Origin of the sequence: Moritella sp. 5, assembly GCF_018219455.1 — a bacterium.
GTDB lineage: Bacteria > Pseudomonadota > Gammaproteobacteria > Enterobacterales > Moritellaceae > Moritella.
Genome location: NZ_CP056122.1, coordinates 752,895 through 766,610, shown reverse-complemented (window position 1 = coordinate 766,610; position 13,716 = coordinate 752,895). Strand labels below are relative to the sequence as shown.

Below are 13,716 nucleotides of genomic sequence, written 5' to 3'. Positions count from 1 at the left end.
TGTACGAGAAACAACCAACTAAAGAATAAAATAAACAAGTCTAAACATACTCCAATCTAAGCATTAAAAATAAAGTCACACATCAGATTATCATGCATTAAAAATGTTTGACATATGTTTCATTTTCGTTATTAAAAATGATAAAGCAATAGCTCTAAATCACATTTTAAGGATTTTACTTGTCACGAACCTATCTATTTTAAACATTGATGTATAGTTTATTTCCCTACATTAAGCATTGATAACAATAAGATTGTTGGAATATAGGTAATAATAAAGATTTCCGTATTCGTAGCATGATGAGTTCAGCTACCCACATAATCCATTACCTAAATAACGGTTTTACTCTGCAGTTTCACCACCAGCACGATTGTGTTCAGTCCCTAACGAGGCATACAAATGTCCATGCATTTAAGCCTTAACATAATAATGTCTAACTTAGGATAAATGATGAAAAAGAAAATATTAACCTTTGCCATTGGTAGTGTTCTCTCAGGCGGTGTACAAGCCGCATTAACAGATATTTTAATTACTGAGTATGTAGAAGGTGGTGGCTACAATAAAGCGCTTGAGCTGACTAATCTCGGTGATACCGACTATGAGTTTCCTGCCAACATAGGTATTAGTAAGCAAGGGGATGGCAAGACTGATGGTTGGGGGACTTTATTTGATCTTGAAGGAACCATTATTACAGCTGGTAACACATTTGTTTTAGTTGAAAAAAACAGTCGTTCTCAAGTTATAAGAGATGCGATTACGGCGAATGATGGTACCCCAGTCCTTGCAACGGCAAGTTTTGCTAATGGTAACGATGCCCTGGCTCTTGCTGATATTACAGATCCTAAAAATCCAGTATTAATTGATGTAGCTGGCGTTGTTGATAGCAGTCAAAACTGGGGGAAAGATCTCACACTACGCCGTCGTTTGTTAGAGGACGATAATACGCCAGTACAAAAAGTAGCTTACGACCCTAAAGAATGGTTAGAACTAAATAAAGATGACTACACAGGTCTTGCTATCGCGGATCTCGCACCTGCTCCGATTAAATTCACCTGTACAGAAGATAATATAAGAACGACCATTGAAGACATTCAAGGCGATAGTTGGAAATCACCACTTATTGCTAAAGGTAAATACGAATCAGCAGACAGTATTTATGTTGAAGCAATTGTCACTGCAGTCACTAGCCTACCGAGAGTCGGTTTATACCTTCAGCAAACAGGCTCTGACCCACTAAGCTCAGAAGGTATTTTTGTCGAAACGAATGTGGCGACAACTGATCTTATCGGCAAGACCGTTTGTTTAAGTAGTAAAGTTTATGAAGATTATGGCTTTACTAAACTGAAAACAAGTAACTTTGACATTATTGATGCAGGCACAGCGGTACCGGAAGCAATTGAAATTAAAATTCTAGATACTGACGTTAATGATAAAGGTGATTTTGATTTCCAAAAAACACTTGAGCGTTATGAAGGCATGTTAGTTCGCTTACCAGCCGACATGGATGCAAACGTAGATGGCGAGCAAACCATGCGCGTATCAAGAACGTTCTCTCGTGATTATGGAGCAAGAAGAGACAACATCTCTCTTGCTTATAAACGCCCTAACATGCAGCCTAACCAAGAACATGTCGCAGGCAGTGATGAAGCAAAAGCTCAGATAGCAGAAAATAAAAACTACCGAATGATACTGGAAAGTAACGAAAAAGTAGAGAATGACGGAAGTATTCCTTATTACCCTACATTCCTCGATAACCCCAATGTTAATTACATTCGCGTTAATGACAGTGTCGTAGGTATTGAAGGTATATTAAGCCATAGCTATGGTAACTTTAGTCTTACCGTGACCAATGAAGCAACGGTGGATACCTTCAAGCACACGACTCCAAGAACAGACAAGCCATCATTAAACACAGACACTGTTGATCGCGAATTCCCTATTACTATTGCAACTCAAAATGTACTTAATTTATTTAACTCGCCTGTCGGTGGGGATAAAAACCCAACAGGGCAAAACCGTGGCGCCCTATCACAAGCTGAATATGATCGACAATTAGCTAAAATCACGACAGCCATACTTGCATTAGATACCGATATCGTCGGTTTAATGGAAATTGAAAATAATGGTTTTGGTGATAATGGTGCGCTGAAAGCCTTAGTAAAAAGTATTAATAGTGATATTGCCGATACTAAAAATCATTATGTTTTCGTTGGTATAGACAGCAATAACGATGGGAAGCTAAATAACGAAGATACCATTGGTACTGATGCGATCACAACAGGACTGCTGTACCGCCCAAGTAAAGTCACTTTGGATAGCTCTGGTATCATCCAAATGCCACAGCAACATGCTCCAGCAGTCGTTAATGAAGACGGCAAAGAAATTGAAAGTGGCGATAATTATCAACGTGACACTCTCGCTGCAACATTTATTGTTAATCAAACAGGTAAAAAACTAAATATTGCTGTTAATCACTTTAAATCAAAAGGCTCAACTTGTTGGGAAGATGTTGAAAGTGGCGAAAAAGTCGATAATGATCTACAAGGTTCCTGTGAAAACTTCCGCGTCGCTGCCGCTTATCAACTTGGCACTGAATTCGGTAAACTTAAAGGTGACAGTGTCATTCTAGGTGACTTAAACGCTTACGGTTCTGAAGACCCACTATTAGTATTAACTCAAAACCTTACAAAAAAAGTACTTACAACAGCACGCAATACCTATATCGGCGGCGATAAAGACACCCTAGGTACACCACAATTCAATCCTGAAGGAATACCGTTTACAGTTGATAAATCATTTAACTACGTAAATATTGTAGAAAAAATGGATAAAGTTAAGGGTAAAACAGGTTGGAGCTATTCATACAATGATGAAATTGGTTCACTGGATCATATGCTCGTTAATGCGTCACTTGAAGCGCGTGTAATTGATGCGGGTGATTGGCACATCAACAGTACCGAGTCTACTTATTTCCAATATAATAAAGAGGGTAAATACGGTCCTGTAATCAGTGATACTGCATATGATGCATATAATGGTGGAGAAGCAACACCATTCCGTTCATCAGATCACGATCCTGCGTTCATGTCACTTAGCTATAAGTATGGTGAAGCCGATATAGGTCAAGCGGTGGTATTACCTATTATTGATAATACAATTAACCTAACATACGCGGTTCCTGAAGGTATAGAAACGAAAAAAGGTGATATTACGACAGTTACACTAACACCTAAAGCGAGTGTTAAAACTCTCGTAGGGATAGCCGTACAAGAAGATACTCTACGCTTTGTACTAGAGAGTGACAATCAAACTACTGTGCCAATGGAGCTCAAGGGCATTCAGTCTGGCGATTACACCATAAAAATACAACTACACCGAGTTAAAGGTGTACATGAAGTTGCGCTACCAAATTCAGATGTCAGCATGGATGTCACAGTAGCACAGCCTGCTTTACTTGAAGTAGGCATTGCTCCACCTACAGCACCAACTCCACCTACAACTACACCTACAACTACACCTACAACTACACCTACAACACCAACTACACCAACTACACCAACTACACCGACTACATCTACGACACCAACTATGCCAGAGAATCAAAAATCAGGTGGTTCATTTGGTATCTTCGGTATCGTTTCATTACTCGGTTTTAGTCTCTTACGTCGTAAAGCTAAATAACGACAGCTTGCTTATGCGTTATCTATTAACGCATAAGCAAAAATGAGAGCTAATCGACATATATTATTCACATTCCGCAGTTATCATAAACAACCTGATTATTAGTATTTTTCAATGACTTAAATTCATTAACAACGAAGGTATAAGGCTAACTATGAATAAATCTTTACTCCTCTTTGCAGTATTCGCGACGATAAGCTCAGGTTCCGTGCTTGCCAGTCCCAATATCTGTACTAATTGTCCAGTATTAAACAAAGTTAAAGACATCACAAACTATGCCCCTGGTACTTATTATGCCGACTCTCAAGCGGCATACGGTGGTGATCTAGCAACATTCAGAAAAGCGATCATTTCTGATATATCCAAAGGCCAAAAACAACTAAGTTATGGTGAAGTTTGGACTGCATTAACGCATACCGATGAAGACCCCCAAAATTCTGATAATGTTATTTTACTTTATAAAGGTAATTCAATTCCTAAAAACCACAATGGCTCAGGTGCCGCGAGCGCGAATCAGGATTATTGGAATCGGGAGCATACTTGGCCTAAAAGTCACGGTTTCCCAAAGAAATCTCAGCAAGGTTATACCGATATCCACCACCTCCGCCCTGCCGATATTTCGATGAATAGTGCTCGCGGTAACAAAGACTTTCATAACGGCGGAACGCCAGTACCTGAAGACAATAGAAACCTAAGCACTAAGTATACTTGGGAGCCTAGAGACGAAGTGAAAGGAGATATTGCTCGGATGATGTTTTATATGGATGTCCGTTATGATGAAAATACAGGCATAAATATGCCTAATTTAGTTTTAGTTGACGCAATAAACACGAATCCGACCAGCGGTAAAAATTTACCTAAACTGGGCAAGTTATGTACCCTCATAGAGTGGCACTTTCAAGATCCCGTCAATGATTTTGAACGAGCACGCAACAATACTATTTATGAATACCAAGGTAACCGTAATCCATTCATTGATAATCCAGAATGGGTTGATACGATCTATAAAGGAAGATGTAATGAAAGTAAGGTGCCAGATCAAACTTAAACCGAAGAAAGAAATGGTAATTCAATCAGTCAGATAGAGATATTTAACTTCATGATTCACGCTTACTAATAGCTGCATAATTAAAAAGCCATGACGGTTTATCGCCATGGCTTTTATTTTACATCTTTGTATAAATCTTGCTATTTAGCAATGCTACATACTTATATCAATTATAAACCATGTCATTTTTTGGTTCAAAATCAGCGACGTTGATCGGTGAGTTTGCTTCTATGTACTCTTTCAGTACTTCTGCATCTACATAACCAGTGTTTACAAACGATGCATGCTCCATGATTTTCGGGTAACCGTCACCGCCGGCTGCGTTGAACGATGGGATCGTGAAGCGGTATGACTTGCTCATGTCCATTGCTTTACCGCCAATCTTCACATCTGAAACTTGACCGTTTTCAACTGTCATCGAAATACCAGCGAACTGTGCAAATGCACCAGAGTCTTTCATCTTAGTGGCGACTACATTTAAGTAATCCATCACTTCAGCGCCTGACATTTCTACATAAGTAAGTATATTGCCAAATGGCTGTACGGTTAATACGTCTTTATATGTGATTACACCGGCCTCAATTGACGCACGTACACCACCTGAATTCATGATACCAAAATCTGCTTTTGCACGTTGCATATGCGCTGTTGCAATCAAACGGCCAAGGTTTGTTTGGTTGTTACGCACAACGTCACGATCACCTTGTAATAAGCCATCAGAGTAACCAATCTTAATGCCTAATGCTACTTGACCTTTTTCTTGGAACGGTTTTAGTTTTGCGAAAACAGCTGGATCTTGCGCAATCTCATCTTGGATTAAGACTCGCTTTTTCTTACCATCAACTTTGATTTTTTTCTTTAAATTAACGGGAATAAGATTGTATGACTGTAATGTAAACTCACCATTTTTAAAGGTATAATCCGCACGACCTACATATTTTCCCCATTCATATGCTTGAACGATATCAGTCCCATTCTGCACGTCAGGTGTACAATCTTGCCCTGGTTTGAATTTCGCGTATTCAGCGCCTTCCATACATAAAGGTTCTTGTGAGTGGCCACCCACGATCATATCTAAATCACCTTCGTTCAGGTAGCGAGCCAGCTGCACATCACCCGGTGCATTGGAACCGTTGTCACCGTTAAGGTAATGGCCCATGTGCGTTGCAGCTATGATTACATCTGGGTTTTCAGTTGCTTTTAATTCAGCGATGATGGCTTTGGCTTCCACTTTTGGATCACGGAATTCCAATTCGCTGATATATTCAGGATTACCAATCTTTGCTGTATCTTCGGTCGTTAGGCCAATAACGGCAATTTTGATACCCTCTTTATTAAAGATCTTGTAAGCGTCAAACATGCGCTCACCATCTTTATAGATGTTGGCAGAGATGAATGGGAAGTTTGCCCAACCTTCTTGTTTCGCGAGTACGTCAAGCGGGTTATCAAATTCATGATTACCTAATGTCATCGCATCGTAACCAATCATGTTCATCCCAATGAAATCTGGTTCTGCATCTTGCAGATCTGATTCAGGTACGCCGGTATTAATATCACCGCCAGATAACAATAGTACAGAACCGCCTTCGGCTTTAACCTCTGCACGGATGTTATTGACCAGTGTGGCACGTGCAGCCATACCGCGTTCACCGTACTTATTCTGCCAGAAATTACCGTGGTTATCATTGGTGTGTAAGATGGTGATATTGTATTCTTTATCTTGCTTCCATTCATGCTTAGGCTGCTGGTCAGTTGTCGCGCAACCCGCTGCAATAGCCATTGTTAAAGCAGAGAGCGCTATATTTTTAAGTTTCATAGAGTTGTCCGATTAGTCAGGGATGTTAGAAAAATAAAGCCTCTATTGAAAATAAGAGACCTTATATTAAATAAGACTATTGAATTAGATAAATAGGCTTAGAACCAGTAGTAAGCTTTAACGTAACCTAGCGCACCACTTTCACCATTCTTAAGAACATCACCAATTGAAACTTCAGCTGCAAGTTTAACGTTTTTAGCATATTTATATTCGCCACCTACAACAACCCATTCTGATTTGTAATCTTCCTTAGATACTTTAACATTATCTAAATCTTCGTAGTTTACACTACCTAAAAGACTTAGTTTTTCAGTCAATTTATATTTAGCACCTATGTTAGCACCTACGATGTTTTTTTCTGAGTTTTTATCTTTATTGAAATTTTTGGTTTGATCCCAAACTAAACCAGAAATGGTTAAATCGCCTAGTTTAACTTGAGAGTGTAAAGAATAAATTTCAGTTTCATCACCCGACTCTGCACCAGCAAGAATAGTAAAGTCATCGCCAAAATAACCAATATAGCCGTTGGTGACCTGACCATATAATGAATCAGTTTCGTATGAATATTTTTGAGGCTTGTTATTGTTATCAACTTTACCATCCCAACCCTCTAACGAGTGAGAAATTCCGACTTTAATATTACCAAATTGACCTTGGTACTTGAGCGTATTATCTTGATCGCCAGCTTCAGAAATACCAGCACCTAATTCATTTGTTACATCACCAAATGCATCATAGTGATCATACGCAGTGTCAGTACGACCAAATTCAATAGATTGTTTAGAGGCAAGTTTGTAACCAACATACGCTTTATCAACGACAAGGCGAATATTATTATCCTTGGTCCAGTCTTGACGTTCTGCATCAAGTTCAAATTTTGCGTAGAAGTCGCCAGTTGTTCCTTTAGCGCCTAGGGTCATAAATGAATCATCGACGTAGGTAGAGTCAGGACCGAATGGAGTCTTATCGGTATCAGAGACTAAAGTACCACCGATTTCCATTCCCCCATAAACTTTAAGATTGTCGCCATTTTCACTTTTATAAATAGTTGCCGCGCTTGCAGCGCCTACAGATAAGATTGAGGCCAGAGTTAGAGCTAGAGTTGAATATTTCATTATTAATTTCCTAATATTTATTTTTATTATTTATTTTTATTATTTTTCTATGCAAAACTATATAAATAACGCTCTTGATACAAGCTGTAACTTTTTGATTTTTGATGGTGGCGTCATATTTCTATATCATATATTTAAATAAACCTATCAAATGCAATACTGTGATATCTATGGAGTTTTCCTCTGTTAGTTAAGATATAATCTGTGCTTTTATTTTTCGATAAAAACGAGACGCATGGTCACGTACCAACAGGTTTTAACTCAAAAAAATACCAGTCAGTTATTCACTGGCTGGTATTAAATATTATGACTATTTTATTTTGTACTTAGACCTTTATAACAAAGAAATTAAGCAACCATTAAACAAGACACTGAGTGTTCTTCATCACCTGTTAATTGAGGTTTAGCCTCGGCACAACTTGCTTTCGCTACAGGGCAGCGAGTACGGAATACACAGCCTGAAGGCGGATTTAACGGTGAAGGTAAATCACCTTCCAGCATTTCAATTTTTTTATTCCGCTCAAGTACCGGATCGGGAATTGGTACGGCCGACATCAGCGCTTTGGTGTACGGATGCTTCGGCTCTGCAAACAAGGCTTTTGACTCACCCAGTTCTACTGCATTACCAAGATACATCACCAATACGCGATCAGAGATATGTTTTACAATCGATAAATCATGGGCAATGAAGATCAAACTTAAACCCAGTTCTTTCTGTAATGATTGTAATAAATTCACTACCTGCGCTTGAATTGATACATCCAACGCTGATACTGGTTCATCACAAATGATCATCTTGGGTTTTAAAATAAGCGCACGGGCAATACCAATACGCTGACACTGACCACCCGAGAACTCATGTGGATAACGATTGATTACATTTGGCAGTAAACCTACCTTGGTCATCATGTCCTTCACCTGCTCTTTCACTTCCACTTTAGATAACTGTGGAAAGAAAGTTCGTAGCGGCTCAGCAATAATATCACCCACCGTCATACGCGGATTTAGCGAGGCTAATGGGTCTTGGAAGATCATTTGAATTTCTTTACGCTTTTCACGCATTTCTTCGTGTGGTAACCGGGTAAGATCCTGACCTAACCAAACTACGTTACCGGCAGCCGCTGGCACGAGTCCAATTAAGGCGCGGGCAAACGTCGATTTACCACAACCTGACTCACCAACTACACCCAGTGTTTCGCCTTCATATAACTTGATACTGACACCGTCAACGGCTTTAAGCTTGCTTGGTGGTGCCCAAGGCCATAACGACTTCGACGGAATATCAAATTGCACCTTCAGGTCATTCACTTCTAATAATAACTTTTTCTCTACGGCTACTAAATCTTTCTGGGCTATATCAGTCATTACCATGTCCCCTGGTCTGAGAAGCAGGCACGTAAACGGTCGCCAGCAAACGGGATTAATTGTGGTTGTTCTTGTTGACAGTTTTCTTGTGCTCGATGGCAACGATCTTGGTATGCACAGCCTTTTGGCAATGATAACAAGTTAGGCGGATTGCCCGGAATAGTCGGTAAAATATCACCTTCGGTATCTAAACGCGGGATCGACTTAAGTAAACCTTCAGTGTAAGGGTGACTTGGCGTATAGAAGATATCGTTCACCTTGCCATACTCCATGGTACGGCCAGCATACATCACCAATACCTTGTCACAACTGCCGGCAACGACCCCTAAATCATGAGTGATCATAATAATCGCAGTATTAAACTTATCTTTTAATTCATTCAACAGCTGCATGATCTGCGCTTGAATGGTTACATCCAATGCGGTTGTTGGTTCATCTGCAATAAGCAGTTTAGGACGACATAGCAATGCCATTGCGATCATCACACGCTGACGCATACCACCCGAGAATTCATGTGGGTACATATTAATACGAACACGAGCTTCAGGGATCTTCACCGCTTCTAACATAAATACCGATTCTTCAAAGGCTTCTTTTTTACTCATGCCTTTATGTAAGATCAGCACTTCCATCATTTGCTGACTCACCTTCATATAAGGGTTGAGTGAAGTCATCGGGTCTTGAAAGATCATCGCGATTTGTTCTGCTCGAACATGGTTAAGTTCTTTCTCTGGTAAATTTAAGATTTCTTTACCTTCAAACTTAGCACTACCAGAAATAATACCGTTTTTCGCTAACAATCCCATGATCGCAAATACGGTTTGTGATTTACCTGAACCTGACTCGCCTACAATGCCCAGTGTTTCACCAGGGTTGAGGGAAAAATTTAAATCATTAACTGCGGTTACAGCCCCATCTTGGGTCGTAAATTCAACGCGCAGATCAGTAACATCTAATAAACTCATGTGACATCCTTAATCTTGTTCTAGCTCTACATCTAACTGTGTAATAAGCAAACTATCCTCACGTTAGAATGACTTAAATTAATTCAGCGCTTGCTCGCTTTAAGTCATTCTATTTAATAACTATCTGTCTTTTGGATCCAGCGCATCACGCAGACCATCACCAACATAGTTAAAGCAAAATAACGTTAACACCATAAATGCAGCTGGGAATGCTAATTGCCAAATCGCAATTTCCATTGTTTGTGCACCTTCTTGTAATAAGGCCCCCCAACTGGTCATTGGTTCTTGCACACCAAGACCAAGGAAACTTAAGAATGATTCCGTTAAAATCATGCTTGGGATCAACAGCGTTGAGTACACGGCCACAATACCCAATACATTAGGCACAATATGACGGGTAATAATGCCCCATTGACTCACGCCACATACACGCGCGGCTTCGATAAACTCTTTATTGCGTAAACTTAAGGTTTGACCACGGACAATACGCGCCATGTCTAGCCAAGCAATCGCACCAATCGCTACAAAAATTAAGATAATATCGCGACCAAAGAAGGTGACTAATACAATAACCAAGAACATGAATGGAATTGCATAAAGGATCTCAAGGATACGCATCATCACACGGTCGGTTGTACCACCGATAAAGCCAGATGCAGCACCGTATAATGTGCCGATAAGCACAGCAACAAATGCCCCCATCACACCTACCATCATCGAAATACGACCACCGATAAAGGTACGTACAAGCAGGTCACGCCCTAAACTATCCGTACCAAACCAATGCTCTGCCGAAGGCGCCTGATGCAGTGCATACCAATCAGTATCGTCAAATGCATATTGACTAAGCATAGGTACAAAAATAACCGACAAGGTGATCAGAAATAAAATACATAAGCTGATCATTGCCGCTTTGTTACGCATAAAACGAATGCGGGCGTCTTGCCACAAACTACGGCCTTCAATTTCTAAATTTGTCGAGAAGTTGGTTAACGCTTCTACTTTGTCTGTTTTAGATAACATATCTAGTCCCTTAGTAGCGAATTTTCGGATCGATATAAGCAAGCAAAATATCAACAACTGCATTAAATAAGATGAATAAGAAACCAATCAAAATGGTCACACCCATCACTAGGGAATAATCACGGTTAAACGCGGCGTTAACAAACAACTTACCAATACCCGGTAAACCAAAAATGGTTTCAATCACTACCGAGCCAGTAATAATGCCCACGAATGCAGGACCCATGTAGGAAACAACCGGTAACATCGCCGGTTTTAAGGCATGTTTGATAACGATATGTGGCTTACTTAATCCTTTCGAACGCGCCGTTCGAATAAAGTTACTATTCATCACTTCAATCATACTGCCACGGGTAATACGGGCAAAAGTGGCAACATATAACATCGACATACCCAATACAGGTAATATCATGTATTTCAGCGAGCCATCTAACCAACCACCCGCTGGAAACCAGCCAAGATCAATAGAAAAAAGATAAATAAGACCCGGTGCGAGTACAAAGGAAGGCATAACAACCCCGATCATCGCCGTTGACATAATACTGTAATCTAACCACGTATTTTGTCGTAATGCTGCAATCGTACCGACAAAAACACCAAATATAAGTGCAAATACAAAAGCGAAGGCACCGATTTTAGCTGATACAGGTAATGCCGAAGCAACCAGTTCATTAACGGTAAAATCTTTGTATTTAAAAGAAGGGCCAAGGTCACCTTGAATCACATTCGTTAAATAAGTGGTGTATTGCTCCAACACAGGTTTATCAAGGCCGTACTTAGCGTTAATATTTGCCATTACTTGTGGCGGAAGCGTTCTTTCACTTGAAAATGGGCTGCCAGGTGCGAAACGCATAAGGAAAAAAGAGACTGTGATCAATACCAGCATAGTCGGTATTGCTTCTAGAATTCGCTTTAAGATGAATTTAAGCATAATCAACTCAACTTTTGATAATATAAATATGAGAAAAGACTGCATGCGTTATTCCGCATGCAGCTTAGTATGGAAAACTATTACTCTGCGATGATGTACATATCTTTAGAATAAAGTTGATCTTGTGCGTTGTTTTCTGCGTAACCGCCCACATGAGGATTAACAAGACGAGCTGTAACATACTGATAGATAGGAGCAATTGGCATATCTTTAGTCAGTAGTGCTTCTTGAGCATAATATAACTCTTGACGTTTTTCTTCAGAAGTTGCTTGTACAGCTAATTTAGTTAGCTTATCGTATTCAGCACTCTGATAGTGAATACCGCCAGTCGTATTGCTGCCTTCCATTAATGAAGTAAATGTAGATGCTTCGTTATAATCGCCACACCAACCAGCACGAGACGCTTCAAAGTCACCCTGCTTCTTGGTTTCTAGGTACGTTTTCCACTCTTGATTTTCAAGCATTACAGATACACCTAAGTTTTTCTTCCACATTGACGCGATTGCTACCGCAATTTTTTTGTGGTTTTCTGAAGTGTTATACAGCAAGCTGAATTTTAGTGGGTTTGACTTGTTGTAACCCGCTTCAGCAAGTAACGATTTGGCTTTTTCATTACGTTCTTTCTGAGACAGTTTACCGTAAGCAGGCATCTCTGGGTTGAAGTCAGCAACGATTTCAGGGGTTAAGAAATAAGCAGGTTTTTGACCTTGACCCAGAATAGCGTTAGCGATGATGTTACGATCAATAGAGTAAGAAATCGCTTTACGTACACGAACATCGTTGAATGGTGGTTTATGTGTATTGAAATTGTAGTAATAAGTACACAAGTTACCTTTGATCGCTACCGATTCTGCATGCTCTTTCTTCAATCGACGGAAATGTTCGTTTGGTAGCTCATAGGTGAAATCGATTTCACCTGATAGGAAACGATTCATTTCAGAAACTTGGTTTTCAATCGGTAAGTAAGTTACTTTATTTAATACTGTGTTCGCGTTATCCCAGTAATTTTCATTACGAACAAGTACTAGACGTTCATTTACAACCCAATCTTTAACGACAAATGCACCGTTACCAACGAAATTTTCAGGTTTAGTCCATTTATCACCGAACTTTTCAACTGTTGCTTTATGCACAGGTTTCATCGTCGTGTGAGCCATCATTTTCACGAAATAAGGGACTGGACTTGCGAGTGTTACTTCAAATGTGTAATCATCGATTGCTTTAACACCTAAAGTAGACTTGTCTTTTTTACCTGCAATAATATCAGAAGCATTTATCATGGTTGTCATATCTAGATACCATGAGTAAGGTGACGCCGTTAAAGGATCAACTGCGCGTTGGAAGCTATATACAAAATCATCAGCCGTTACAGCATCGCCATTCGACCATTTAGCATCCTTACGTAGGTAGAAAGTAAACACTTTATTATCTTTAGTCTCCCAGCGTTCAGCCACACCCGGAACGGTAATACCATCTGCATCTTGGTTTACAAGACCTTCAAGTAAATCACGAAGTACGTGCGCTTCAGGGACACCTTCGACTTTTTGTGGATCTAAAGAGGCAACTTCCGTGCCGTTACCACGAACTAACTCTTGTTTCGCTGCTAGTTTTACGCCAGCAGGTACTTCCGCGGCCGTTGCTGTAAGCGAAGTAGCAGCAAATGCTAGACCCGCGGTTAATAAAAGTGATTGAGTGATTTTATTTTTTAACATGTACAAACTCCAGTACGACAATTACATCCATGACCTTTATAACTTGTTTAATATTTCAAT

General features: G+C 39.9%; 9 protein-coding genes. 2 read left to right on the top strand and 7 right to left on the bottom strand.

The window, feature by feature from the left end; translation table 11 throughout:
• The first annotated feature begins 447 nt into the window (after positions 1–447).
• Both HWV01_RS03545 and HWV01_RS03540 read left to right on the top strand, forming a co-directional pair.
• Positions 448–3,681: an ExeM/NucH family extracellular endonuclease gene (locus HWV01_RS03545; protein WP_211674091.1), complete on the top strand. Its 3,234-nt coding sequence runs from the start codon at positions 448–450 to the stop codon at positions 3,679–3,681.
• 154 nt (positions 3,682–3,835) lie between these two features.
• Complete coding sequence (locus HWV01_RS03540) at positions 3,836–4,729, top strand: endonuclease I family protein (RefSeq protein ID WP_211674090.1); 894 nt, start codon at positions 3,836–3,838, stop codon at positions 4,727–4,729.
• A 166-nt stretch (positions 4,730–4,895) separates the two neighbouring features.
• Here HWV01_RS03540 and ushA read toward each other — a convergent pair whose 3' ends face one another.
• From ushA to HWV01_RS03505, 7 genes are all read right to left on the bottom strand, one after another.
• Positions 4,896–6,545: a bifunctional UDP-sugar hydrolase/5'-nucleotidase UshA gene (ushA, locus tag HWV01_RS03535; RefSeq protein WP_211674089.1), complete on the bottom strand. Its 1,650-nt coding sequence runs from the start codon at positions 6,543–6,545 to the stop codon at positions 4,896–4,898.
• A 98-nt stretch (positions 6,546–6,643) separates the two neighbouring features.
• Positions 6,644–7,660, bottom strand: coding sequence for a porin (locus HWV01_RS03530; RefSeq protein ID WP_211674088.1), 1,017 nt, complete (start codon positions 7,658–7,660; stop codon positions 6,644–6,646).
• 348 nt (positions 7,661–8,008) lie between these two features.
• Positions 8,009–9,031: a murein tripeptide/oligopeptide ABC transporter ATP binding protein OppF gene (oppF, locus tag HWV01_RS03525; protein WP_211674087.1), complete on the bottom strand. Its 1,023-nt coding sequence runs from the start codon at positions 9,029–9,031 to the stop codon at positions 8,009–8,011.
• Positions 9,025–9,990, bottom strand: a complete 966-nt coding sequence (locus HWV01_RS03520; RefSeq protein WP_211674086.1) for an ABC transporter ATP-binding protein — start codon at positions 9,988–9,990, stop codon at positions 9,025–9,027. The genes oppF and HWV01_RS03520 overlap by 7 nt, the downstream gene beginning before the upstream one ends.
• Before the next feature lie 120 nt (positions 9,991–10,110).
• Positions 10,111–11,013 carry an oligopeptide ABC transporter permease OppC gene (gene oppC / locus HWV01_RS03515; RefSeq protein WP_211674085.1) on the bottom strand — a complete coding sequence of 301 codons (903 nt, stop codon included), beginning with the start codon at positions 11,011–11,013 and terminating at the stop codon, positions 10,111–10,113.
• Between the two features lie 10 nt (positions 11,014–11,023).
• Complete coding sequence (oppB, locus tag HWV01_RS03510) at positions 11,024–11,944, bottom strand: oligopeptide ABC transporter permease OppB (protein WP_211675655.1); 921 nt, start codon at positions 11,942–11,944, stop codon at positions 11,024–11,026.
• A gap of 80 nt (positions 11,945–12,024) precedes the next feature.
• Entirely contained in the window at positions 12,025–13,656 is a 1,632-nt protein-coding gene (locus tag HWV01_RS03505; protein ID WP_211674084.1) for an ABC transporter substrate-binding protein, read from the bottom strand.
• Between the last annotated feature and the right edge of the window lie 60 nt (positions 13,657–13,716).